Origin of the sequence: Microbacterium sp. NIBRBAC000506063, assembly GCF_017968845.1 — a bacterium.
Lineage (GTDB): Bacteria > Actinomycetota > Actinomycetes > Actinomycetales > Microbacteriaceae > Microbacterium.
In genome coordinates this window covers 180990-204447 of record NZ_CP072876.1, presented here as the reverse complement: position 1 = coordinate 204447, position 23458 = coordinate 180990, and the positions used below count along the sequence as shown (strand labels likewise).

The 23458-nt window shown below is 69.5% G+C and carries 23 protein-coding genes, 3 pseudogenes and 1 riboswitch; of the genes and pseudogenes, 21 read left to right on the top strand and 5 right to left on the bottom strand.

Annotated elements, in window-relative coordinates; all coding sequences use genetic code 11:
* Window positions 1-36 precede the first annotated feature (36 nt).
* Window positions 37-132, top strand: a riboswitch (glycine riboswitch).
* Between the two features lie 148 nt (window positions 133-280).
* Together gcvT and gcvH are read left to right on the top strand one after the other, a co-directional pair.
* Window positions 281-1426: a glycine cleavage system aminomethyltransferase GcvT gene (gcvT, locus tag KAE78_RS01160; protein WP_223171425.1), complete on the top strand. Its 1146-nt coding sequence runs from the start codon at window positions 281-283 to the stop codon at window positions 1424-1426.
* Between the two features lie 37 nt (window positions 1427-1463).
* On the top strand, window positions 1464-1838 hold the full coding sequence (gene gcvH, locus KAE78_RS01155) for a glycine cleavage system protein GcvH (RefSeq protein WP_411155968.1): 375 nt from the start codon (window positions 1464-1466) through the stop codon (window positions 1836-1838).
* An 80-nt stretch (window positions 1839-1918) separates the two neighbouring features.
* Here gcvH and KAE78_RS19170 read toward each other — a convergent pair whose 3' ends face one another.
* Complete coding sequence (locus KAE78_RS19170) at window positions 1919-2242, bottom strand: hypothetical protein (RefSeq protein ID WP_411155967.1); 324 nt, start codon at window positions 2240-2242, stop codon at window positions 1919-1921.
* Between KAE78_RS19170 and gcvP the strand changes: the two genes are divergently transcribed.
* The gene (gene gcvP / locus KAE78_RS01150) at window positions 2214-4739 is read left to right on the top strand and encodes an aminomethyl-transferring glycine dehydrogenase (RefSeq protein ID WP_411156006.1); all 2526 of its coding nucleotides are present in this window, start codon (window positions 2214-2216) and stop codon (window positions 4737-4739) included. The two genes, KAE78_RS19170 and gcvP, sit on opposite strands and share 29 nt — an antisense overlap.
* On the opposite strand, the gene KAE78_RS01145 is transcribed toward gcvP, so the two are convergent.
* A complete protein-coding gene (locus tag KAE78_RS01145; RefSeq protein WP_262927697.1) occupies window positions 4736-5578 on the bottom strand; it encodes an IS5 family transposase in 843 nt (280 codons plus the stop codon). The two genes, gcvP and KAE78_RS01145, sit on opposite strands and share 4 nt — an antisense overlap.
* Window positions 5579-5688: 110 nt before the next feature.
* Window positions 5689-6495 carry a CPBP family intramembrane glutamic endopeptidase gene (locus KAE78_RS01140; protein ID WP_223171423.1) on the bottom strand — a complete coding sequence of 269 codons (807 nt, stop codon included), beginning with the start codon at window positions 6493-6495 and terminating at the stop codon, window positions 5689-5691.
* 185 nt (window positions 6496-6680) lie between these two features.
* On the opposite strand from KAE78_RS01140, the gene KAE78_RS01135 reads away from it, so the two are divergent.
* The 4 genes and pseudogenes from KAE78_RS01135 to KAE78_RS01125 all read left to right on the top strand — a co-directional run bounded on the left by KAE78_RS01135 (window position 6681) and on the right by KAE78_RS01125 (window position 11281).
* On the top strand, window positions 6681-8462 hold the full coding sequence (locus tag KAE78_RS01135; protein WP_223171422.1) for an ABC transporter family substrate-binding protein: 1782 nt from the start codon (window positions 6681-6683) through the stop codon (window positions 8460-8462).
* A gap of 87 nt (window positions 8463-8549) precedes the next feature.
* A complete protein-coding gene (locus KAE78_RS18175) occupies window positions 8550-9215 on the top strand; it encodes an ABC transporter permease (protein ID WP_317451808.1) in 666 nt (221 codons plus the stop codon).
* A 23-nt stretch (window positions 9216-9238) separates the two neighbouring features.
* Window positions 9239-10096: an ABC transporter permease gene (locus KAE78_RS18170; protein WP_317451807.1), complete on the top strand. Its 858-nt coding sequence runs from the start codon at window positions 9239-9241 to the stop codon at window positions 10094-10096.
* A 1-nt stretch (window position 10097) separates the two neighbouring features.
* Window positions 10098-11281: pseudogene (locus KAE78_RS01125) on the top strand (ABC transporter permease).
* Between the two features lie 11 nt (window positions 11282-11292).
* Here KAE78_RS01125 and KAE78_RS01120 read toward each other — a convergent pair.
* Window positions 11293-11889: a PH domain-containing protein gene (locus tag KAE78_RS01120; protein ID WP_223171421.1), complete on the bottom strand. Its 597-nt coding sequence runs from the start codon at window positions 11887-11889 to the stop codon at window positions 11293-11295.
* A gap of 49 nt (window positions 11890-11938) precedes the next feature.
* Between KAE78_RS01120 and KAE78_RS01115 the strand changes: the two genes are divergently transcribed.
* From KAE78_RS01115 to typA, 14 genes and pseudogenes are all read left to right on the top strand, one after another.
* Window positions 11939-13612 carry an ABC transporter ATP-binding protein gene (locus KAE78_RS01115; protein ID WP_223171420.1) on the top strand — a complete coding sequence of 558 codons (1674 nt, stop codon included), beginning with the start codon at window positions 11939-11941 and terminating at the stop codon, window positions 13610-13612.
* 338 nt (window positions 13613-13950) lie between these two features.
* Window positions 13951-14565, top strand: a complete 615-nt coding sequence (locus KAE78_RS01110) for an FtsX-like permease family protein (RefSeq protein ID WP_223171419.1) — start codon at window positions 13951-13953, stop codon at window positions 14563-14565.
* Window positions 14562-14768 carry a hypothetical protein gene (locus KAE78_RS01105; RefSeq protein ID WP_223171418.1) on the top strand — a complete coding sequence of 69 codons (207 nt, stop codon included), beginning with the start codon at window positions 14562-14564 and terminating at the stop codon, window positions 14766-14768. Before KAE78_RS01110 ends, KAE78_RS01105 begins: the two co-directional genes overlap by 4 nt.
* Before the next feature lie 11 nt (window positions 14769-14779).
* A complete protein-coding gene (locus tag KAE78_RS01100) occupies window positions 14780-14968 on the top strand; it encodes a hypothetical protein (protein ID WP_223171417.1) in 189 nt (62 codons plus the stop codon).
* Window positions 14965-15213 carry a hypothetical protein gene (locus tag KAE78_RS01095; protein ID WP_223171416.1) on the top strand — a complete coding sequence of 83 codons (249 nt, stop codon included), beginning with the start codon at window positions 14965-14967 and terminating at the stop codon, window positions 15211-15213. Before KAE78_RS01100 ends, KAE78_RS01095 begins: the two co-directional genes overlap by 4 nt.
* A 175-nt stretch (window positions 15214-15388) precedes the next feature.
* Entirely contained in the window at window positions 15389-16147 is a 759-nt protein-coding gene (locus KAE78_RS01090; protein ID WP_223171415.1) for a hypothetical protein, read from the top strand.
* A gap of 14 nt (window positions 16148-16161) precedes the next feature.
* Window positions 16162-16341 (top strand): hypothetical protein, encoded by a 180-nt coding sequence (locus KAE78_RS01085; protein ID WP_223171414.1) that lies wholly within the window; start codon window positions 16162-16164, stop codon window positions 16339-16341.
* Window positions 16342-16458: 117 nt separating this feature from the next.
* Window positions 16459-16878, top strand: a complete 420-nt coding sequence (locus KAE78_RS01080) for a hypothetical protein (protein WP_223171413.1) — start codon at window positions 16459-16461, stop codon at window positions 16876-16878.
* Window positions 16879-16918: 40 nt separating this feature from the next.
* A complete protein-coding gene (locus KAE78_RS01075; RefSeq protein WP_223171412.1) occupies window positions 16919-18478 on the top strand; it encodes a hypothetical protein in 1560 nt (519 codons plus the stop codon).
* Window positions 18478-19092 (top strand): FtsX-like permease family protein, encoded by a 615-nt coding sequence (locus tag KAE78_RS01070; protein WP_317451902.1) that lies wholly within the window; start codon window positions 18478-18480, stop codon window positions 19090-19092. The genes KAE78_RS01075 and KAE78_RS01070 overlap by 1 nt, the downstream gene beginning before the upstream one ends.
* Window positions 19089-20129, top strand: a complete 1041-nt coding sequence (locus KAE78_RS01065) for an ABC transporter ATP-binding protein (RefSeq protein ID WP_223171410.1) — start codon at window positions 19089-19091, stop codon at window positions 20127-20129. The genes KAE78_RS01070 and KAE78_RS01065 overlap by 4 nt, the downstream gene beginning before the upstream one ends.
* Window positions 20126-20595, top strand: a pseudogene (locus tag KAE78_RS18165) (ABC transporter ATP-binding protein); the annotation flags it as partial. The gene KAE78_RS01065 and the pseudogene KAE78_RS18165, both read left to right, overlap by 4 nt.
* A gap of 90 nt (window positions 20596-20685) precedes the next feature.
* Entirely contained in the window at window positions 20686-20826 is a 141-nt protein-coding gene (locus KAE78_RS01055; RefSeq protein WP_223172528.1) for a hypothetical protein, read from the top strand.
* 106 nt (window positions 20827-20932) lie between these two features.
* A pseudogene (gene typA, locus KAE78_RS01050) lies at window positions 20933-22845 on the top strand (translational GTPase TypA).
* A gap of 32 nt (window positions 22846-22877) precedes the next feature.
* Here typA and KAE78_RS01045 read toward each other — a convergent pair.
* On the bottom strand, window positions 22878-23426 hold the full coding sequence (locus KAE78_RS01045; RefSeq protein ID WP_223171409.1) for a helix-turn-helix domain-containing protein: 549 nt from the start codon (window positions 23424-23426) through the stop codon (window positions 22878-22880).
* Window positions 23427-23458: the final 32 nt, after the last annotated feature.

Here is a 23458-nt window from a genome sequence, read left to right as displayed (position 1 = left end):
GCGGTAGGATGGATCCGACAATTCAAGACAGGCCGCATGGTGTGTGCGGGAGAGCCTCGGCGATCGCAGCCGGGCACCGAAGGAGCAAGCCTCCCCGCCAATCTCTCAGGTACCGCGTACCGCCCACCCCGGCCGCTCTGAAAAACGATCTTCGAGCGAAGATCTGCCGACGGTGAAAACCTCTTGGGGTGAAACTCTCAGGCCGATGACAGAGGGGGAGTTCCACGGGTAGCGTGCTGTCCAGCGCGTGATCCCACCCGATTCCATCCGGGAGAACTCCATGTCAGATCCGTCCGCCGCACCGCGCTACACCGTGCTGCGCGAGCGCCACGAGGCCCTCGGCGCCTCCTTCACCGACTTCGGCGGCTGGCAGATGCCCGTCCGCTACTCCTCCGATCTCGCCGAGCACCATGCCGTGCGTCAGGCCGCCGGTCTCTTCGACATCTCGCACATGGCCGAGTTCCGGATCGAGGGAGCGGATGCCGCCGCCTACCTCGACTACGCCCTCGCCGGACGCCTGTCGACCATGGCGGTGGGCAAGGCGAAGTACTCGCTGATCCTCACCGAGGCCGGCGGCATCGTCGACGACGTCATCGTCTATCGACTCGGCGAGGAGCGCTACCTGATCATCGCGAACGCAGGCAACCGCGACGCCGCCTCCGCCGCGCTCGCCTCGCGCACCCGGGACGTCGATGTCGTCGTCTCCGATGTCTCCGACGACTACGCGCTCCTGGCCGTTCAGGGCCCGGCGGCCGAGGCGATCGTGGCCGCCACCGCCGGCATCGAGGACGTCAGCATCCCCTGGGCCGAGCAGAAGTACTACGCCTGGGCCTCCGCGACGTTCGCCGGCAACGCCCTGCTCCTCGCCCGCACCGGCTACACCGGTGAGGACGGATTCGAGCTTCTCGTGCGGACAGCGGATGCCGGCGCCCTCTGGGACGCCCTCCTCGCCGCCGGCGAGCCGCACGGACTCGTCCCGGCGGGCCTGGCCGCCCGCGACACGCTGCGCCTGGAGGCGGGCATGCCGCTTTACGGCAACGAGCTCTCGGTCGACACCCGTCCGGCGCAGGCAGGACTGGGGCGGGTCGTGGCATCTGACAAGGAGGAGTTCGTCGGCAAGTCTTCGGTCCCTGTGCTTCGACAGGCTCAGCAACCGGGCGAAGGGTCCGACGCTCCCGTGCTCGTGGGCCTGGAGGCCGAGGGTCGCCGTGCCGGGCGCGCCGGCTACGCCGTCGTCGACGCCGACGGGCACGCGCTCGGCATGATCACCAGCGGCGCACTCAGCCCGACACTCGGCCACCCCATCGCGATGGCCTACCTCGCACCCTCTTCTGCCGAGGTCGGAACCTCGGTATTCCTTGATGTACGCGGAACGAAGATCCCCGCGACCGTGACCGCACTGCCTTTCTACCGGAGGAAGAAATGACTGATCTGAACGCGCTGCACTACAGCGAGGAGCACGAGTGGGTCGCCGTGGCGCCCGCGGGCCCTTCGACAGGCTCAGGGACCGCGGGGCCACGGCGATCGCGACCGTCGGCATCACCGACTTCGCCGCTGACGAGCTGGGCGACATCGTCTTCGTCGAGCTCCCCGCCGTCGGCACCGAGGTCGAGAAGGGGGCGATCTTCGGCGAGATCGAGTCGACGAAGTCGGTCTCCGAGCTCTACGCTCCCGTCGCCGGGACCGTCACCGAGATCAACGACGCCGTCGTCGACGACCCCGCCCTGGTGAACTCCTCGCCGTTCGAGGACGCCTGGCTCATCAAGGTCGCCGTCGCCGAGGGTGCGACCGACGGCCTGCTCGACCGCGACGCCTACATCGCGCACACGGAGGGCTAGGAGTTGAGTTCCGCACGCCGCCCTGAGCCCGTCGAAGGGTTCGCCGATCGTCACATCGGGACCACGGACCAGACCCAGCGTCAGATGCTCGACGCGCTGGGCATCGAGACCTCGACGGCCGAGCGGCCCGTCGAGGCGCTCATGCGCCAGGCCGTGCCCGGCTCGATCTTCACCGCCCCTTCGTCGGCCTCGAGCATTCCCCCGCGGCATCCGAGTCGGAGGCGCTGGCGGAGCTGCGCCTGCTCGCCTCGCGCAACCGGGTGAACACGACGATGCTCGGCCTCGGCTACTACGGCACGATCACCCCTCGGTGATCCAGCGCAATGTCCTGGAGAACCCTCCTGGTACACCGCGTACACCCCGTACCAGCCCGAGATCTCCCAGGGCCGCCTGGAGGCGCTCATCAACTTCCAGACGATGGTCTCCGACCTCACCGGGCTCGAGACGGCGAACTCCTCGATGCTCGACGAGTCCACCGCGGTGGTCGAGGGCATGCTGGTCGCCCGCCGCGCCTCGAAATCGAAGAGCACCGTGTTCCTCGTCGACGCCGACGCACTGCCGCAGACCAAGGCGCTGCTCGCGCACCGGGCCGAGGCGCTGGGCATCGAGCTGCACGAGACCGACTACTCCGCGGCATCCGACGTCGAGGCGTTCGGCGCCTTCATCCAGTACCCCGGCGCTTCAGGGCGCGTCTGGGATCCTTCCGAGGTCATCGCCGCGGTCAAGGAGCAGGGCGGCCTCGCCGTCGTCGCCGCAGACCTGCTCGCCCTCACGCTGCTGCGCTCGCCGGGGTCGCTCGGCGCCGACGTCGCGGTCGGCACCACGCAGCGCTTCGGCGTGCCGATGGGCTTCGGCGGCCCGCACGCCGGCTACATGGCAGTGCGCGCCGGGCTCGAGCGTCAGCTCCCCGGGCGCCTCGTCGGCGTCTCCCAGGACGCCGAGGGCTACCCCGCCTACCGTCTCGCGCTGCAGACGCGCGAGCAGCACATCCGCCGGGAGAAGGCGACGTCGAACATCTGCACCGCCCAGGTGCTGCTGGCGGTCATGGCCTCGATGTACGCGGTGTATCACGGGCCCGACGGGCTGCGCGCGATCGCCGCGCAGGTCGCCTCGAAGGCCTCGCTGCTGCGCGACTGGCTCGTCGAGGCGGGGGCGGATGTCGTCCACGACGCCTTCTTCGACACGCTGCGCGTGCGGACCCCGGATGCCGCGACCCTCGTCTCCCGCGCCCATGACGATGCCGGCATCCTGCTGCACCTCGCAGACGACGAGACGGTCGGCATCGCGGTCGACGAGACGACCACGGTCACCGATCTGCACCGCGTCGCGCAGCTCTTCGGCGGGCCGTCCGAGCGCGCCTTCGGCTTCGTCGCCGGCGCGGGGAACGCGCTTCCCGCTGACCTGCTCCGCACCGACGAGTACCTCACCCATCCGGTCTTCCACAGCCACCGCTCCGAGACCGCCATGATGCGGTATCTGAAGACGCTCGCCGATCGCGACTACGCCCTCGACCGCGGCATGATCCCGCTCGGCTCCTGCACGATGAAGCTCAACGCCGCGACCGAGATGGCAGCGGTCACGTGGCCCGAGTTCGCGCAGATCCACCCGTTCGCACCGGCATCCGACGTCGCCGGCTACCTCGATCTGATCGAGCAGCTCGAGACCTGGCTGGCGGAGGTCACCGGGTACGACGCCGTCTCGCTGCAGCCGAACGCCGGCTCGCAGGGCGAGCTCGCCGGGCTCCTCGCGATCCGCGGCTACCATCGCGCGAACGGCGACACCGGTCGCGATGTGTGCCTGATCCCCTCGTCCGCGCACGGGACGAACGCGGCGTCGGCCGTCCTCGCGGGCATGAAGGTCGTCGTCGTCGCCTGCGACGAGCTCGGCAACGTCGATCTCGACGATCTGCGGGCCAAGGTCGCGCAGCATGCCGCTGCGCTCGCGGCGCTCATGATCACCTACCCGTCGACGCACGGCGTCTACGAGCAGGACGTGGTCGAGATCACCGCCGCCGTCCATGGGGCCGGCGGGCAGGTGTACGTCGACGGCGCGAACCTCAACGCGCTGCTCGGCTATGCGCGCTTCGGCGATCTCGGCGGCGACGTCTCGCACCTGAACCTGCACAAGACGTTCGCGATCCCGCACGGCGGCGGCGGCCCGGGTGTGGGCCCCGTCGCGGCGAAGGCGCATCTCGCGCCCTATCTTCCCTCGCATCCGCTGGCGCAGCGCTCGGAGCACGCGGGCGGGTTCGAGTTCGCGGGCGGGCCGATCTCGGCCGCGCCCTACGGCTCGGCGAGCATCCTGCCGATCTCCTGGGCCTATGTGCGCATGATGGGCGCCGCGGGCCTGCGCGACGCCACCGCCGCGGCGGTGCTCTCGGCGAATTACATCGCCGCGCGCCTGGGCGATCACTATCCGGTGCTGTACACGGGGGAGTCGGGGCGGGTGGCGCATGAGTGCATCCTGGACCTGAGGCCGCTCAAGGAGGCCACCGGCGTGACCGTCGACGATGTCGCCAAGCGGCTCATCGACTACGGCTTCCACGCGCCGACGATGTCGTTCCCCGTGCCGGGGACGCTCATGGTCGAGCCCACCGAGTCGGAGGACCTCGGCGAGATCGAGCGCTTCATCGAGGCCATGATCCAGATCAAGGCGGAGGCGGATGCCGTCGCATCCGGTACCTGGCCGGCCCACGACAACCCGCTCGTGAACGCGCCGCACACCGCGGCCTCGCTCCTTCGCGGGGAGTGGTCGCACGCGTACACGCGCGAGCAGGCGGCGTATCCGGTGCCCTCGCTGATCGCGGGCAAGTACTGGCCGCCCGTGCGACGCATCGACCAGGCCTACGGCGACCGCAACCTCGTCTGCGCCTGCCCGCCGCCCGAGGCGTTCGCGTCCTAGGCCGTGTTGATCAAGTCGGTCTTGATCCAGATCAGGGTGGCGGCGAGGCAGATCGCGGCACGGTAGTTGCGAGCGAGCTTGTCTGATCGCATCGCGATCCCGCGCCACTGCTTGAGTCGGTTGAAGCAACGCTCGACGACGTTGCGGCCCTTGTATCGTTCCTGCTGCTGGTCACCGAAGTCGATCGGCCGGCCCGGCTTCTTGCGGCGGTGCGCGATCTGGTCGTCACGTTCGGGGATGGTCGCGGCGATCCCGCGCTCGCGCAGCCACGCCCGGTTCGCCCTCGACGGATAGCCCTTGTCGGCGAGCACCCTGTCCGGGCGAGTCCGCGGCCGACCCTTCCCCACGCGTGGGACGCGGATGTCCTCAAGGACGGCGGTCATCATCGTGGTGTCGTTCACGTTGCCGCCGGTGATCATCATGCCCAGCGGTCTGCCTCGCCCATCGGCAACCAGGTGCAGCTTGGTTGTCAGCCCGCCGCGGGAGCGTCCGATCGCGTGGTCAGGCGGCTCGACCCGCGAATTCTTGTGATTCGACAGAGCCCCTGTGTCCCGGCTGAGGGTCGCGCCGTGCTGATGAACACGCGCGATCGTGGAGTCGATCGAGACGACCCAGTCGATCTTCCCCGCCGCATCAGCCTGCTTCTGCACCTCGGCGAGCAGTTTCTCCCACGTGCCGTCCTCAGCCCACCGATTGAACCGCTTGTAGATCGAGTTCCACTTCCCGAACCGCTCCGGCACGTCACGCCAAGGTGCGCCGGTGCGGTACTTCCACGCCATCCCCTCGACAGCGAGCCGGTGATCCGTCCACGGCCGCGAACGGCCCGACACCGTCGGCATCAACGGCTCCATCACCGCCCACACAGCGTCAGAGATCTCGTGTCGCGTCACCGCTCAAGACTCGCCCACCGAAAGCCGAAACCTCTTGATCAACACGGCCTAGCGCCGCGTCAACCGGGGAGGCCGAAGAGGGCGGGCCACCAGCCGGCGGCCAGCGGGTAGCCGACGAAGGCGACGATGTCGATGAGCGCGTGCGCGATCACGAGCGGCATCACCCGACCCCACCTCTTGTATACCCACCCGAAGACGATGCCCATCGCGAAGTTGCCGATGATCGGGCCGATGCCCTGGTACGCGTGGTAGCCGGCGCGCAGCGCCGCGGAGGCAAGGATGATCGACCACCAGCTCCAGCCGAGCCGGCGGAGGCGGTCGAAGAGGTAGCCGATCATGATGACCTCTTCGGTCAGGCCGGCGCGGAGGGCGGCGATCACCAGCAGCGGGATCGTCCACCAGGAGGGGTCCAGCGGCGAGGCGCTCACCTGCACGGTGAGCCCGAGCGCGCGCCCTGCCGCGTACAGCCCCAGGCCGGGGATGCCGATCACGAGCACGAGCAGCACGCCGCCGCCGAGGTTGCGCCCGAAGCGGCGGAAGTCCAGCCCGATCGCGCGGAAGGCGTTGCGGCCGGGCTCCCACAGCAGGTAGACCGCCAGTGCGATCGGCGCCAGCGCGAAGAAGTGCCCGAGGAACTGGTAGAGCACGTCCCAGAACTCCTGCGCGTTCGCGCCCGGGTTCAGCGCCGTCGACTGCGATCCGAGAGACTCCTCCCGCGTAAGCGCTTGCACGAGAGCGAGCACCGAGTACACCGCAGAGCGCCCCACAGACAGCGCGAGGACGATCGCGATCTCCCACCACAGGCGCCGCCGACGGCGCAGACCGTCGGATGCCGAACCTTCCCCGAACCGGGGCAGAGGGGGCATGTTGGCGGCATCCGACGCGTGCATCTTGTCAGAATGTCACACTCTTGTTGCTCCGAGTTAAGGCTCTGTAACGTTTTCCACAGGGTGTTGGATCAGGGCGGCCAGCGTGCATAAGGTGTGTCTATCCGCGCCGACGCACTCTATCCAGATGCGTGGGCGCACCACCCTGCACAGGAGGAAATAGCGTGAAAATCACACGTCTGACTGCGGGCGTGGGCATCGTTGCGGCTGGGGCCTTGGTCCTCGCCGGATGCTCGAACCCGTATGAGTCGGAAGTCATCGAGAACACCGAGATCACGGTGTCCTGGAACGACATCATCGACAACTTCAACTCGAACAGCACGTCGGGTAACAACGTCGCCAACGGCATCATCACCCACATGACGACCAGCGGCTTCAACTACTACGACGACTCGCCGGCTCTCATCCAGAACACCGCTTTCGGCTCTTACGAGAAGACGAGCGACGAGCCGCTCACCGTCGAGTACACGATCAACGACGAGGTCGTCTGGTCGGACGGTGTCCCCGTCGACGAGGCCGACATGCTGCTGTCGTGGGCGTACATCTTCGCCGGCGTCAAGAACGCCGACGGCGCTCCGCTGTTCAACTACGCGAACCCGCGTCCCGACCTGGCCTCGGCCCTGCCGGAGATCGACGACAAGAAGCTGACCCTCGTCTACGACAAGGCATACGTCGACTGGGAGATCCAGTTCGGCGTCGGCAGCAACGCGGCACACGCGGTCGTGCAGCTGGCCTACCCCGAGATCGAGGACCCGCAGGAGGCCAAGGACCAGCTGGTCGAGGCCATCCAGAACGGCGACATCGAGTGGCTGACCCCGGTCGCCGCGGCATGGGAGGCCGACTTCCAGCACGCGAACACCCCGGAGAACCCGCTGGTGACGCTCTCCTACGGCCCGTACATCGTCGAGGAGCTCGTCGAGGAGGACTACGTCACCCTCGTCGCGAACGACGCCTTCGCCTGGGGCGAGTCGCCCAAGTACGAGCGCATCACGGTGCGTCAGATCGCCGACCCGACCGCTCAGGTCCAGGCGCTGCAGAACCAGGACGTCCAGGTCGCCTCCGGCCAGCCGACGCCCGACGTTCTCGAGCTCGTTCAGGGCACCGCCAGCGCCGACTACCACACCGGTGACGAGGCCACCTACGAGCACGTCGACCTGACGTTCAACAACGGCGGTCCCTTCGACCCGGCCACCTACGGTGGCGACGAGGCCACGGCTCTCGCCGTTCGCACCGCGTTCCTCAAGACGATCCCGCGCGACGAGATCGTCGAGAAGCTCATCCAGCCGCTGAACCCGAACGCCGAGGTGCGCAACTCGCTCCTCACGATCCCGGGCTCGCCCTCCTACGCGCCGATCGTCGCGGAGAACGGCTCGGCCGAGTTCGCCGAGGTCGACATCGACGGCGCCAAGGCCCTCCTCGAGGAGGCCGGTGTCGAGGGTCCGATCGACGTTCGATTCTGGTACCCCGAGGGCAACGCCCGTCGCGCCGCTCAGTACGAGCTCATCGCGACGTCTGCCGCCCTCGCCGGCTTCAACGTGATCGACGACTCCGAGCCCAACTGGGAGTTCACCGACACCGCGGCCAACCCGATCAACCCGCACGACGCCGTGATCTTCGCCTGGGCCTCGACGAGCCTCGCCCTCACCGGCAGCGACCAGATGTTCGGCACCGACAAGCCGTCGAACTTCGGTGGCTACTCGAACACCGAGGTCGACCGTCTGCTGGCCGACCTGGAGACCGAGCTCGACCCGGCGAACCAGACCCAGATCCAGCTGGAGGTGGAGCAGCACCTGTGGGCCGACGCCTACGGCATCACCATCTTCCAGTTCCCGGGCCTGACCGCGTGGGACAAGGGCGTCGAGGGCATCTCCCCGGCACCGCTGTCGCCGTACTACTTCTGGAACTTCTGGGAGTGGGCTCCGGTCGCCGGAGCGGCCACCGAGTAAGGCGGATCCTGCATCACACCGGTGGGTCGGATGCCCCTGCATCCGGCCCACCGGCCATGCCGGTAGCTCTTGTTCTAAGGACCCCAGGTGCTCTCCTTCGTCGCACGGCGACTCGTCGCCACCCTCATCGTCCTGTTCGTCGCATCGTTCATCGTGTACGTGCTGACGGCCAATTCGGGCGACCCACTTCTCGAACTCCGACAGAGTCGCGATCCGAACGCGCAGTTCCTCATCGCCGACCTGACCGAAAAGCTTCAACTCGAAACCCCTCCTGTACTTCGCTACTTCTCGTGGCTCGGCGGCGCTGCCGGGTGCTTCATCGGGCAGTGCGATCTCGGGATCTCCGTCGCCCGCGGTGAACTTCCCGTCACCGCCGTCATCGCGACCGCGATGGGCTCCACGCTCCAGCTGGTCACCGCCGCGACCGTCCTCGCCATCCTCTTCGGTGTGGCCATCGGCATGACCACGGCGCTTCGCCAGTACAGCGGCTACGACTACACAGTCACCTTCGCGACCTTCGTCTTCTACTCGCTTCCCGTGTTCTGGGTCGCGGTGCTGCTCAAGCAGTACGGGGCGATCGCCTTCAACCAGTTCCTCGGCGACCCCTACATCCCCTGGTGGATGTTCATCGTCATAGCACTCGCCTCCGGCTTCGTCTTCATGTCGATCGTCGGCGGGGGCTGGAAACCCGGATCCGCACGTTCATCTTCACCGGCATCGGCGCCGGACTCCTCCTCCTGCTGCTGGACCTGACGAACTGGTTCAAGGAGCCCTCGATGGGGCTGGTGGGCATCGCGCTGTTCGCGATCGCGGCCTCGCTGATCGTGGCGAGCCTGACCACAGGGCTGCGCGATCGTCCTGCGCTGGTCGCCTTCGGGCTGGCCGGCGTGGTGGCGCCGCTCGCGCTGTACTTCCCGTTCCAGTACCTGTTCTTCCTCGGCAACGCGTGGTGGACGATCGCCGTGGCCGCCCTCATCCTCGCCGTCATCGGAGGGGTCATCGGCTTCGCCCTGGGCGGCGACCGGAAGATGAATCTGGCCCGCCTCGCCGCCTTCGCCGGCGCACTCGGCGTCCTGCCGCTCGTGCTGGATCAGATGTTCCAGCGCTGGTCGACGTTCACTTCAATCATCCCGCTCTCCAGCGGAGTGATCTCCACGATCGGCGCGACGACGCCGGCGATCGACCGACGCGACGACTACTGGCTGCAGATGTTGGACTCGGCGACGCACCTGATCCTGCCGACGCTGACGCTGATGATCATCTCGCTGGCCGCCTACACGCGCTACTCGCGGGCGAGCCTGCTGGAGGTCATGAACCAGGACTACGTGCGCACGGCGCGGGCCAAGGGCCTCTCCGAGCGCGTCGTGGTCATGCGCCACGCCTTCCGCAACGCCATGATCCCGATCGCGACGATCGTCGCCTTCGACTTCGGCGGACTCATCGGCGGGGCGGTGATCACCGAGACGGTCTTCGCCTGGAAGGGCATGGGTGCGGTCTTCACCGACGCCCTGGGCAGAACCGACGTCAACCTGATGATGGGCTTCTTCCTCGTCACCGGTGCCCTCGCCGTCATCTTCAACATCATCGCCGACCTGCTGTACTCGGCACTCGATCCGCGAATCCGGGTGAGCTGACATGAGCACTCCTACTGAACCGAACAACGAACCAGAGTTCGACCCGAACCCGATCGGCACGCTTCCCGGCGAGGACGTACACGAGTCACGCGGCAGTGAGCTGTCGATCGAGCAGCGGCAGGTCGCGGGCCTGAGCCAGGGCAAGATCGTCCGCAAACGTTTCTTCGGCCACCGTGCGGCGATCGTCTCCCTGATCGTCTTCGGATTGGTGGTGCTCCTGGCCTACACCTCCGTCGGAGTCGTCATCGGTGGCGACGGGCGACTCGTGGTCGATCCGGCCGCGGGCGTCCTGGTCATGGACGGCTTCCGCATCCACGGTTGGTGGCCCAAGGACTGGTGGTCGCGCTACGACATCGTCAACGGACGCCAGCCCACGATGACGCTGTGGCCGCTGTCGGCGGGGAGCACCCCTTCGGTCAGGACGACCTGGGTCGAGACATGTTCGCCCGCACGATGCGCGGTGCACAGCAGTCCCTGCTGGTTCTGTTCCTCGCGGGCATCATCGCCACGGTGCTGGGCACCGTGATCGGCGCGATCTCGGGCTTCTACCGCGGCTTCATCGACTCGGCGCTCATGCGCTTCACCGATGTCGTCATCATCATCCCGATCCTCGTCCTCGCCGCGGTGCTCGCTCTCACCTTCGGCGGCAACGCCTTCACGATCGGCGTGCTCCTGGGGGCACTGGCATGGACGGGTCTGGCCCGTCTTGTGCGTGCCGAGTTCCTCGCGCTGCGAGAACGCGAGTTCGTCGATGCGGCGAGGGTGGCCGGAGCCAGTGATGCGCGCATCATCTTCAAGCACATCCTCCCCAACGCGGTCGGCGTGATCGTCGTGAACTCGACGCTGCTGATGAGTGCGGCGATCATCATCGAGGTGTCGCTGAGCTTCCTGGGCTTCGGCATCCGCACGCCGGACATCTCCCTGGGGCAGCTCATCAACGAGTACCAGGGCGCGTTCTCCACGCGGCCGTGGCTGTTCTGGTGGCCGGGCATCTTCATCGTCGTCATCGCGCTGTGCATCAACTTCGTCGGCGACGGTCTACGAGATGCCTTCGACCCGCGCCAGAAGCGCGTGCCGAACTTCGACGGCCCGATGCAGGAGCTGCGCACCTGGTGGCAGAACCGCAAGGCCGGCCGCGGCACGGCCGACTCGACTGCTGCGTCAGAGACACCCAGCAGGACGTGATCCGGATGCGGCTAGAGCAACGCTCCCAGCGCGACGGCGGTCACGAGCACCACGGTGATCGCGATCGTCAGGGTGTGCACGCGGATCCGACGGGGCGAGCCGTCGTCGACCAGCCGGTCGGCGTCGCGCAGCTTCTCCCACTGCCGGCGCACGACGTAGGCGGCGGCGCCCGACTCGCTGTTCACGAGATCTCCCGGACGGACGGATCCGGCGACGTAGCTGGATTCGGGCAGGTGCTCGCCCTGCTTGCGGTCGGCGAAGAGGATCGAGTGGCGGCCGGGCGCCGGAGCCGCCCACGCGGTCACACGGCCGTTCGAGGTGTACAGCGTCAGCGCGTAGCGCGTGTCGATGCGGGCGATCTGCCCCCACGGCACGTGCTCGGTGTGGAAGACGTTTCCGACCGTCACGCCGTCGTCGGCGACGCGGACGCTGGGCTGCCAGTACGCCGCCCACGTCACGAAGGCGAACAGGGCGGGCAGCGGCAGCACGCGCCACGCGTCAGCGGGCGACTGCACGACGATCATCACCGCGGCCACGGCGCACAGCGCGCCGACGACGACCGCCAGAATACGACCGAACCGGGGACGGAGTACGAGAGCATCGGACATCCCCCATCGTCGCAGACGCGGCGTGAACTTTTCTGAAAGGCCGAAGCCAGTGACGAACACACAGACGGGTACCGCACCGGTCCTCGAAGTGCGCGATCTCGCGGTCGACTTCTGGGTCGACGGCGAATGGGTCTCCGCCGCGCGCGGCATCAACTACACGCTCAACCCGGGAGACGTGCTCGCCGTCGTGGGCGAGTCGGGATCGGGCAAGAGCACGAGCTCGATGGGCATCCTGGGGCTGCTCCCCGCCAACGGCCGGGCGACCGGCAGCGCGAAGCTCAGTGGCGACGAGCTCATCGGCGCGCCCGTCAGCAAGCTGCGCAAGGTGCGGGGCCAGGGCATCTCGGTGATCTTCCAGGAGCCGATGACGGCGCTGAACCCCGTCTACACGATCGGGTTCCAGATCGTCGAGGCGCTGCAGGTGCACCACCCGAACATGCGTCGCAAACAGGCGACCGAGCGGGCGATCGAGCTGCTCACGCAGGTCGAGATGCCCAACCCGCGAAAGGCGTTCGACTCCTTCCCGCATCAGCTCTCGGGCGGACAGCGCCAGCGCGCGATGATCGCGCAGTCGATGGCGAACGACCCGAAGCTGCTCATCGCGGACGAGCCGACCACGGCGCTCGACGTGACGGTGCAGGCCGAGATCCTCGATCTCATGCGGCGTCTGCACACCGAGATGGGTTCGGCGATCGTCCTGATCACGCACGACATGGGCGTCGTGGCCGACCTCGCCGACCAGGTCATCGTCATGAAGGACGGCGCGGTCGTCGAGCACGGCAGCGTCAACGACATCTTCACCGCACCCACGCACCCCTACACGCAGGCGCTGCTGGCGGCGGTGCCGCACCTGGGCACCGGGGTGACGGATGCCGCAGAGGCCGCCGAGCGCATCGAGTCCGATGCGGTGCTGAAGATGACCGATCTGGTCATCGAGTACCCCAAGCGCGGCCGGGTTCCGGCGTTCCGTGCCGTCGACGGCGTCGACCTGGAGATCCGCAGCGGCGAGGTCATGGGCCTGGTGGGCGAATCGGGCTCGGGCAAGACGACGATCGGCCGGGCGGCGATCGGCCTGCTCCCGGCGCACTCGGGGACTCTGGAGGTCGCCGGCCGCAACATGGTCGGCGTCTCCGCGGGCGACCTGCGCAAGATCCGCCGCGACATCGGCATCGTCTTCCAGGACCCGGGGTCGTCGCTGAACCCGCGCATCCCGATCGGCGAGTCGATCGCCGAGCCGCTGCTGCTGGCGGGGGAGTACTCGCAGAAGGAGATGAACACGCGGGTCGAGGAGCTGCTGGATGCCGTGGAGCTGCACCGCTCGATGCGCAACCGCTATCCGCATGAGCTCTCCGGCGGTCAGCGCCAGCGCGTCGGCATCGCCCGCGCACTGGCCCTCAAGCCGAAGCTGCTCGTCGCCGACGAGCCCACGAGCGCCCTGGACGTGTCGGTGCAGGCCCGCGTGCTGGACATCTTCAAGGAGCTGCAGCGCGATCTCGGGTTCGGCTGCCTCTTCGTCACGCACGACCTCGCGGTCGTGGACCAGCTCGCCGACCGGATCTCGGTGATGCACAACGGCAAGCTCGTCGAGACGGGAACGCGCGACCAGATCCTGCGCAACCCGCAGCATCCTTACACTCAGCGACTGATCTCCGCCGTTCCGGTGCCGGATCCGTCGGAGCAGCGCGAACGCCGTCGCCTGCGGCAGGAAACCCTCGGCCTCTGACCATATGACACCGAGACCTCCCTCCTCGTCGCGCTGATGACGCAGCGGCTCGGCTTTCTTCGCGAGCGGGCGCGCTCCGGCGCCGGTTCGCTGCTGGCCCTTGCGCTGATCGCGGCGATCGCGGCGATGCTCGTGACCGGCATCGTCGGCGCCGTGCGCGCTTTCGAGTCGGCGGCAGCGCTGGAGGCGATCGACGAGGCATCCGGCGATCGGGACCGGGTCGTGGTGCGCTTCGAGTCGGGAGCGGGTGACTCCGCGGAACGCCTCGCCGCGATCGACCGTGCCCTGGCCGAGATGGGGCCGCGGGGGCGCTTCGCGCCGAGGACGAGGGCGAGGGCGTGTTCGTCCTCCGGCCGGATCCGGCGCGGTTCTCGGGCGACTCGGCCGCCGTCCTGTCCGCGACGCTTCCCGATCTGCCGCGGGAGGTGCGGGCGGCGTCGGGCGAGACGGTGCAGGTCTCCGGTGGGCTGCGCACGACGCTGCGCGCGCTCAGCGAGGGCATCGAGACGCGGCGAGGGCCGACATCCGTGGCGATCGGGGTGGTCGGGCTGCTGGCGCTCGTGGTCGTCGCCGCGGCATCCGTCGAGCCCGTCCGCACCCGGCTGGAGGAGCGGGCGCTGCTTCGTGCGCGCGGGATGTCCAAGGGTCGTCTGACGCGGATCGCCGTGGCCGAGGCGCTTCCCGTGCTGGTGGCGGGCAGCGCCGTGGGCGCGGCGGCGGGGATGCTGCTGACCTGGCTGTGGAGCGGCACGATCATGCCGCTGCTCACGGTCGCCGCGGCCGCCGCGGCGCTCGCGCTCGTGGGGCTGCTCACGATCACGATCTCGACCCTGCGCGGCGTCGATCGCCGCTCGGTGCGCGGGGACGTGCTGACGGGGATCTCGGCGGTGCTGTTCCTGACGATCGTGACGGGCCTGGCGGCCTGGCAGTTCTGGCAGGCGGGCACCCCGTGATCGTCCAGGGCAACGGGCAGAGCGCGATCGATCCGCTCATCGCCGTGGCGCCCGCGCTCGTCCTGGCGCTGTTCGCGTTGATCGCCGTCGTGCTGGCCGGGCCGCTGGCCGCCCTCGCCGCCGCGCTGACCTCCCGCAGCCGCGGACTCATCCCGTACTGCCGCTGCGCCTTGCCGCCCGGCGCACGGGACGGCACGCGCTGACGACGGGGACGGTGGCCTTCGCCGCCGCGACGATCGCGCTGTCGCTGGCGTACTTCGGCAGCCTCAGCGCTCTGGGCGACACCCCCGAGGAGATCCGGGTGGGGGCGGACGTGCGGGTGACCTCGGTGCCCGAGGACGCGGATCGGAGCGCGATCACGGGGTGGAGGGCGTCGACGCCTCGATGCGCGTCCGGACGGTGATGGCACGCGGCGCCGACGGCCAGATACCGATCCTCGCCGCGCAGTCGTCTCAGCTCGGTGCGACGATGCTGGACGGAGACGGGCTCATCGATCCCGCGGCGCTCGGCGAACGGCTGGCCTTCCCCGCCGCGGGGGTAGCCCTCCCGGATGACGCCACCTCTCTGGAGATCATGCTCCGTGTTCCCGAGGGCGGAACGTACGAGGATGAGGAGGGAACGTCTGGCAGGAGCCGGCACAAGCGGTGACGGCGACGGTGCACCTGGTCGCGGGTGACGGAGCACTCGTCCGCGCACAGGCGACGAACCTCGAGATCCTGGACCGGGACGAAGAGGGCGGCGACGTCTTCGTCAGTTACGAGACGTACTCCGAGCGGACCGTCGAGGTCGAGCTCCCCGGCGCGGGCCCTGGCGGGTCGTCGCCGTGGACGCCGCCATCGATGTCGACCGGGGATGGTACGACAGCACCGTGGATGTCGGCGTGGCGGCCTCCGGCGAGCGGCTCGACTTCGACGGCTTCCGCGGCATGGGCGGCGCGATCGAGCAGACCGAGGAAGGTCTGAGAATGGAGACACGGGCACCCGCGTGGAACGCCACCAAGCCGGATGCCACACGCGCTGTCGCCGGTGACGTGCCCGCCCGCACGCCCGCGGTGATCACGGAGTCCGTGGCCGCGTCGATGAACGTCCAGGAAGGATCGCACGTCTCCCTCCGCATGTCTTCCTTCGCCTTCACCCTCGACGTCGAGATCGTCGAGGTCGTCCCGATGCTCCCCGGCGCACCGAACGGCTCGGGCATCCTCGCCGACCTCACCTCCGTCGCTCTCAGCACCGCCGAGGCGTTCCTCGACAACGAGCTGTGGCTGGCGACGGTCGACCCCGTCCTGGTGGCGGAGGAGGCGGATGCCGCCATCGGCGGCGTCCGGGTGGCGATCACCGATCCGCGGGCAGCCGCCAAGGCCTTCGAGACGGCCCTGGCCTTCCTCCTCGCCGCCGCGGGAGCGGTGCTCCTCGCCATCGTCGTGCTGGTGCTGCGTCGCTCCCGGGGTGACGGGTCCGCCCGGGAGCTGGGAATCCTGGCGGTCCTCGGCACCGGCCGTCGGGGAGCGGTGCGCGTGCGTGCGACCGAGGACGCCTTCGCGATCGCGCTCGGCGTCCTGGGGGTGTCCTCGCCGGGCTCCTGACGGCCTGGCTCATCGTGCCGAGCCTGGCGCGTGCCGCCTATGCGGGCATGGCCGAGACGTATCCGATCGCGCTCGTCGTGCCGCCGGTGCTCTTGACCGCAGCCGTCCTGGTCGCTGCGGCCGCCTTCATCGCGATCGCGGCGAGCGTGCGCGCGCCGCGACTTCTGGCAGCCGTGATGAGGGAGGCGGAATGAGCCGCTCTCCGGGCCTTGTCGCGCTGACGCGCCGACGCGTGGCGACCCCGCGCAGCGCCGCGCTGGTCATCATCGTGCTGACCCTGCTCGCGGCCTTCCTCATCGCCGCCGCCGCGGGTGCTCGCCGGCGTCGTCCAGGACGAGGTGGCCTTCCAGATCGATCAGCTCTCGACTCCGTCGCGTGACCTGACCGCACCGGTGCGCAACGCGCCGCCGAGTTTCGGCCCGAGTCCCGATCCGTCGCTCACCGAGGGCTGGACGGAGGGCGCGGACGAGGTCTTCGGAGCGCTGGAGAAGCGGCTGGGCGACATCCGCTCGGACGCGAGTGACGCGGTGCAGGCGATCACCTCGCCCCCGTCCTTCTACGCCTACACGGATGCCTTCGAGGTCGTTCCGGAGGAGTTTCCGCCCACATCGCCGACCGGGCAGGTCCAGTTGCTCGCGGACCCCGTCTATCAGCAGCACCTCACCCTGGTCGAGGGAGACTGGCCCGCGCCGTGGCAGGGGATGACGGCGAGCCGATCGAGCTCGTACTGACCCGGCAGTCCGCAGAGCTCATCGCCTGGGAGGTCGGGAGGTGCGCGCGGCGGGCACCGAGCACGACGTCGTCCTCGTGGGGCTCGTCGAGGCGACGGATCCGGAGGACGACCGCTGGAGCCACCACGTCCCCTCCACGCTGACGGGCACGTTCTTCGACGACGGCAACAGGCGCCCGAGCGCCACGGGCGGTGCCTATGTCGATCCCGGATCCTGGCCGGCGATCCGTTCAGCGACGGCATTCCTCCAGTATCCGAATCCGCGTGACCCGGACGGCGGCGGGCGCGCGCAGGACGTCTCTGCGGAGATGCTGATCTGGTACCCGATCGACGCGCAGGCCGCATCCACCCAGGATCCCGACGAACTGCTCGCGGGCCTGCGCGAGGTCACGGCGCAGTCGCTGTCCGTCAACAGCGAGTTCGACACCCGCGCCCGCTTCGGCACGGAGGTGACCGCGGTGCTCAGCACGGCGCTCGCGCGCTCGAACTCGACCAGCGCGACGCTCGCGGTCGCGGCCGTCGGTCCGATCGCGGTGAGCGTCGCGCTCATCGTGCTGGCCGCGAGCCTCATCATCCGACGGCGTCGTGGCGACCTGCTGCTGCTGTCCGCGCGCGGCACGTCCCTCGCCCGACTGCGCGGGCTCCTGCTCCTCGAGGGGCTGTTGCTGGGCGCCATCCCGGCGGTCGTGGCGACCGCCGCCGCGATCGCGCTCGTTCCGCAGAGCGCCGGAGCGCTGCCGACGGTGCTCGCCGTCGCCGTGGGGCTCGTCCCCGCCCTCGCGCTCGCCCTCGTGCTCCGCCCGCAGACGCTCGCGGGCGGGCGCGCCGATCTCGATGCGCCGGTGCGCAACCGCTGGGCACGCCTGGCGGAGCTGCTCGTCCTCGTGCTCGCCGGCATCGCCGTGGGGCTGCTCGTCTTCCGCGGCATCGGGCGTGCCTCGGCATCCGCCGATCCGCTCGTCATCGTCGCCCCCATGCTCGCCACCGTCGCCCTGGGACTGTTGGCGGTGCGCCTGCACCCGCTGTGGCTGGCCCTCGTGCTGCGCGGATCCCAGAAGGGCAAGGGGCTGGTGAGCCTCGTCGGCTCCGCACGGAGCCTGCGCGACCCCGCCGCCGGGACCACCGCCGTGCTGGCGATGCTCGTCGCCGTCGCGATCGCCGTGTTCTCGTCCCTTGTGCTGGCGACCGTGGATCGCGGCGCGGTCGCCGCGGCGGAGCGCTCGGTGGGAGGCGACCTCAGCGTGTCCGGCCCGTTCTTCGACGCCGAGACGATCGAGGCGATCGGCGACCTCGACGGCGTCGATCATGTCACCGGCTTCTTCGTCGCCGATCGCGTCTCCGTGGCGACCGCGCAGGGTCGTGTCGTCGCGGCACTCCTGGTGACGGACGTGGACGAACTCGCCGCGATCCAGTCCGGGCTGGCAGAGGGCTTCTCCGCCGGGGCGTTGGCCACCGATCAGGACCCGCCGCAGGTGCTCGCCTCGCCGGACGTCGTCGAGGCGGTCGGACTGGGCGCGGCATCCGAGCCCTACTCCGGTGTCGAGATCGTCGGCGAGATCGCCTCGCTTCCCGGCGCGACCGCGGGGCGAGCTACATCGTGATGGACGCCGCCGACTACGCCGCGCTCACCGACAAGGGCTTCTTCCCCCGTACGCTCGTGATCGATGTCGCGTCGGATGCCGACATCGCCGACGTCTCCGAGGCCGTCAGCGCGCAGGTCGGCGGACCGCACACGGTGCAGAGCCTGGACGCCCGTACCGCGGCGATCCAGTCCTCGCCGGCGGTGAGCGCCCTGCGCACAGCGCTGCTGATCGCCCTGGTGCTCGCCGTCGCGCTGTCGGTCGTCGCGGTGCTGCTCGTCGCCGGCGTCTCGCGCGACGCGCGCTCGCGTGTGATCGCGCTGCTGCGCACGATGGGCATGAGCAGGCGCCAGGGTCGCGGGATCGTGGCGTGGGAGTTCGCGCCGCTCGGACTCTCCGCCCTCGTGGGCGGGCTCATCCTGGGCGTCGTGCTGCCGCTTCTCGTGCTCGTCTCGATCGACCTGCGGCCGTTCACCGGCGGCATCCGACAACCGGGGCTCACCGTCGACCCCGTCCTCACGGCCGGGCTCATCGCCGCTGTCGTGATCGCGCTCGTGATCGCGGTGATCGGCGGCGTGCTGACGGCCAGAACGACATCCCTCGTGACCGTGCTCCGCACAGAGGAGGACCGATGAACACCACAGCCACCCCCGCCCCCGCGCACGCGCGGGCGGACACGGGCCCCGACATCGAATGCCGCGGCCTCGTGCGCATCTTCACCGTCGCCGACATCGAGGTGCAGGCGCTGCAGGGCCTCGACCTCGTCGTCGAGCAGGGGGAGCTCGTCGCCCTCATCGGCGCCTCGGGCTCGGGCAAGTCCACACTGCTGTCGATCCTGTCGGCGCTGGACGTGCCCACGGCGGGCCAGGCGACCGTGGCCGGCCGTGACCTGCCGGCGCTGTCCTCCCGGGAGCGGGTGACCTACCGTCGTGAGGTCGTGGGCTTCGTCTGGCAGCAGACCGGCCGCAATCTCCTGCCCTACCTGTCGGCGCTGGAGAACGTGCAGCTGGCTCGGGCGATCGGCGGTGATCGCACCCACCCCGAGCGGGCGACGGAGCTCCTCGATCTCGTCGGTGCGGCCGACTTCGCCGACCGCCGGCCCGCGGAGCTCTCCGGCGGCCAGCAGCAGCGCGTCGCGATCGCGGTGGCGCTGGCCAACAACCCGCGGGTGCTCCTGGCGGATGAGCCGACGGGCGACCTGGACGAGCACGCCTCCGAGGAGGTGCTGCGCACCTTCGAGGCCGCCAACCGCGAGCTCGGCACGACGGCGCTCATCGTCACGCACGACCCCACGGTCTCCGAGCACGTCCAGCGCACGGTGCAGATCCGTGACGGGCGCACCTCGACCGAGGTGCTGCGGTGGACCCACACCGACGACGAGGGCCGCGAGCACGCGATGGCCGAGGAGTTCGCGGTGCTCGATCGCGTCGGCCGCCTGCAGCTGCCCACCGAGTACATGGACCAGCTCTCGCTCCGCGAGCGGGTGCGTCTGCGCCTCGAAGAGGACCATGTGGGCGTGTGGCCGGGCGACCGGGCGACGCGGCAGAAGGCGCCGGAAGCAGGTGCTGCGCCGGAACCGGGTGCCGCACCGGCATCCGATGCCCCGGCGACCGAGACGGATGCCGACGGGCAACCGCTCACCCGCCGCCAGTTGAGGGAGATGGGACAGTGACCGAGACCACGGTGGACACGGTTCTGGAGGCGACCGGCCTCTCGGTCGTGCACAAGACGCCGGCGGGAGAGGTCACCGCCCTCGCCGAGGCGACCCTGTCGCTGCGGCCGGGGGAGTTCGTGGTGCTGGTCGGCCCTTCGGGCGCCGGCAAGACGACCCTTCTGCATGTGCTCGGCGGCATCCAGCCGCCGACGACCGGAACCGTGCGCGTGGGCGGGACCGAGCTCACGACCGCGAAGGAGAGCGAGATCGACGTGGTGCGCCGCGATCGGATCGGATACGTCTTCCAGTCCTTCGGCCTCATCAGTGCCCTCTCGGCCCGGGAGAACGTCGAGATCCCGTTGCGGATCCAGGGGCGACGCCCGCCGAGCGCGACGAAAAGGTCACGCATCTGCTCGAGCGCGTGGGCCTGGGCGATCACGCCTCGCAGCGGCCGGGCGAGCTCTCGGGCGGGCAGCAGCAGCGCGTCGGCATCGCGCGGGCGCTCGCGGGGAGCCCGCGAATCCTCCTCGCCGATGAACCGACGGGCCAGCTCGACTCGGCGACGGCGGCGGCGATGACCGACCTGATCGCCCAGCTCGCCCATGAGGACGGACTGGCGGTGCTGCTGTCGACGCACGATCCGTCGATCCTGGAGCGGGCCGATCGAGTGCTGGAGATCCACGACGGCCACCTCTCCGAACGCGCACCTGCGTAGCCGCTGAGAGAGCGACGGCGCTGCACTTGTAGAATGGAACGTCGGCCCTTCGACGAGCTCAGGGACCACAGTCCCTTTTCCCCACAATCCCTCGAGGACACCCTCCATGGCGCACGCCCTTCGCTCTGACCTCCGCAACGTCGCAATCGTCGCCCACGTCGATCACGGCAAGACCACGCTCGTCGATGCGATGCTCCGCCAGACCGGCTCCTTCGGCGAGCACTCGCACGTCGAGGAGCGCGCGATGGACTCCAACGACCTGGAGCGCGAGAAGGGCATCACGATCCTCGCGAAGAACACCGCGATCACCTACAACGGCGCCCACACCGACGTCCCGGTCACGATCAACGTGATCGACACCCCCGGCCACGCCGACTTCGGCGGCGAGGTCGAGCGCGGCCTGTCGATGGTCGACGGCGTCGTCCTGCTCGTCGACGCGTCCGAGGGGCCGCTGCCGCAGACCCGCTTCGTGCTGCGCAAGGCGCTGGAGGCCAAGCTCCCCGTCATCCTCGCGGTCAACAAGACCGACCGTCCGGACGCCCGCATCCCCGAGGTCGAGGAGGAGGCGCACGACCTGCTGCTGGGTCTGGCCTCCGACCTCGTCGACGACGTTCCCGACCTCGATGTGGACGCGCTCCTCGACGTCCCCGTCGTCTACGCCTCCGGCCGCGCCGGCGCTGCCTCGCGCAACCGCCCCGCCAACGGCGAGCTGCCCGACAACGACGACCTCGAGCCGCTCTTCGACGCGATCCTCACGCACGTGCCGGCGCCCTCCTACGACGACGAGGCGCCGCTGCAGGCCTGGGTCACCAACCTCGACTCGAGCCCGTTCCTCGGTCGCCTCGCGCTCCTTCGCGTCTTCAACGGCACGCTCAAGAAGGGCCAGACCGTCGCCTGGGTGCGCCACGACGGCTCGCACTCCAACGCCCGGATCACCGAGCTGCTCAAGACCCGCGCCCTCGAGCGCTATCCGGCCGAGTCCGCCGGCCCCGGCGACATCGTCGCGATCGCCGGCATCGAGGAGATCACCATCGGCGAGACCATCGCCGACCCCGAGGACGTGCGTCCGCTTCCGGCCATCACGGTCGACGAGCCCGCGATCTCGATGACCATCGGCACGAACACCTCGCCGCTGGTCGGCAAGGTCAAGGGGCACAAGCTCACCGCGCGCATGGTGAAGGACCGCCTGGACCGCGAGCTCATCGGAAACGTCTCGCTCAAGGTCGTCGACATCGGGCGTCCGGACGCCTGGGAGGTGCAGGGCCGCGGCGAGCTGGCCCTGGCGATCCTCGTGGAGAACATGCGCCGCGAGGGCTTCGAGCTGACCGTCGGCAAGCCGCAGGTCGTCACGCGCAAGGGCGAGGACGGCAAGGTCAAGGAGCCCTTCGAGCACCTGACGATCGATGCCCCCGAGGAGTACCTGGGCGCGATCACGCAGCTGCTCGCCGCCCGCAAGGGCCGCATGGACGGCATGACCAACCACGGCACCGGCTGGGTGCGCATGGAGTTCGTCGTGCCCTCGCGCGGTCTCATCGGCTTCCGCACCGAGTTCATGTCGGTGACCCGCGGTACGGGCATCGCGAACGCGATCTCGCACGGCTACGACGACTGGGCCGGGCAGATCGTCGCCCGCGCATCCGGGTCGATCGTCGCCGACCGTGCGGGCGTCGCCACGCCCTTCGCGATGATCGCGCTGCAGGAGCGCATGAGCTTCTTCGTCCAGCCGACCGAAGAGGTCTACGAGGGCATGGTCATCGGCGAGAACTCGCGCGGCGAGGACATGGACGTGAACATCACCAAGGAGAAGAAGCTCACCAACATGCGCTCCTCCACGGCCGATGCCTTCGAGTCGATGACGCCGCCGCGTCAGCTCTCGCTCGAGGAGAGCCTCGAGTTCGCCCGTGAGGACGAGTGCGTCGAGGTGACCCCGAGAAGGTGCGCATCCGCAAGGTCATCCTCGATCAGACGATCCGCGCCCGCGAGACCTCGCGCCTGAAGCGTCAGGACGCCAACGCCTGAGCACGGCGTGACCTCGCGCCGCAGCGCGTCTGTCAGCGCAGCTCGGAGATGAGCACCGCCCGCGTGCCGGGCTCGGTCGCCTCGAAGGTGTGCGGGGCGTCGCCGGGGTAGGAGAGGTAGTCGCCGGGCCGGAGCGCCACGGGCGTGTCGACCGGGCCGACGAGCGCCCCACCGCTGAGGAGCACGATGTGCTCGGTGGTTCCGGGGTGATGCGGGTCGGAGAGGCGCGGGCTGCCGGGATCGGCCTGGATGAGGTAGAGGTCGCGGCGGGCTCCGGGAGGGCTGGCCGAGAGCAGCGTGGCGCTGTAGGGCGCGGCCGCGGCGGGCACCGAGGGCAGGTCCTCGAGGCGGATGAGCGTCGGGCCGCTCGCGGGCTGATCCACGAGCGCGGAGAAGGGGATGCCCAGCGCCACGCCCAGGGCCCACAGCGTCTCGACGCTGGGATTGCCCGAGCCGTTCTCGAGCTGGGAGACGGTCGCCTTCGAGATGCCGGCACGCCGCGCGAGTTCGGAGACCGACAGCCCCGCCGACTCCCGTTCGCGACGCAGCGAACGGGCGATGTGTGCGCCGAGATCGTCCATTCGTTCATTCTCGCAAACATATGTTCACTTTG

Bases quoted from the DNA above. Each gene is read 5' to 3' on its own strand.
- gcvT (WP_223171425.1), top strand. From the start codon at position 281: ATGTCAGATCCGTCCGCCGCACCGCGCTACACCGTGCTGCGCGAGCGC.
- KAE78_RS01055 (WP_223172528.1), top strand. From the start codon at position 20,686: ATGACCGACCTGATCGCCCAGCTCGCCCATGAGGACGGACTGGCGGTG.
- KAE78_RS01140 (WP_223171423.1), bottom strand. From the start codon at position 6,495: ATGCCCCCTCTGCCCCGGTTCGGGGAAGGTTCGGCATCCGACGGTCTG.
- KAE78_RS01070 (WP_317451902.1), top strand. From the start codon at position 18,478: ATGGACGCCGCCGACTACGCCGCGCTCACCGACAAGGGCTTCTTCCCC.
- KAE78_RS01145 (WP_262927697.1), bottom strand. From the start codon at position 5,578: ATGCCGACGGTGTCGGGCCGTTCGCGGCCGTGGACGGATCACCGGCTC.
- KAE78_RS01065 (WP_223171410.1), top strand. From the start codon at position 19,089: ATGAACACCACAGCCACCCCCGCCCCCGCGCACGCGCGGGCGGACACG.
- KAE78_RS18170 (WP_317451807.1), top strand. From the start codon at position 9,239: ATGGGGCTGGTGGGCATCGCGCTGTTCGCGATCGCGGCCTCGCTGATC.
- KAE78_RS19170 (WP_411155967.1), bottom strand. From the start codon at position 2,242: ATGAGCGCCTCCAGGCGGCCCTGGGAGATCTCGGGCTGGTACGGGGTG.
- KAE78_RS01120 (WP_223171421.1), bottom strand. From the start codon at position 11,889: ATGTCCGATGCTCTCGTACTCCGTCCCCGGTTCGGTCGTATTCTGGCG.
- KAE78_RS01045 (WP_223171409.1), bottom strand. From the start codon at position 23,426: ATGGACGATCTCGGCGCACACATCGCCCGTTCGCTGCGTCGCGAACGG.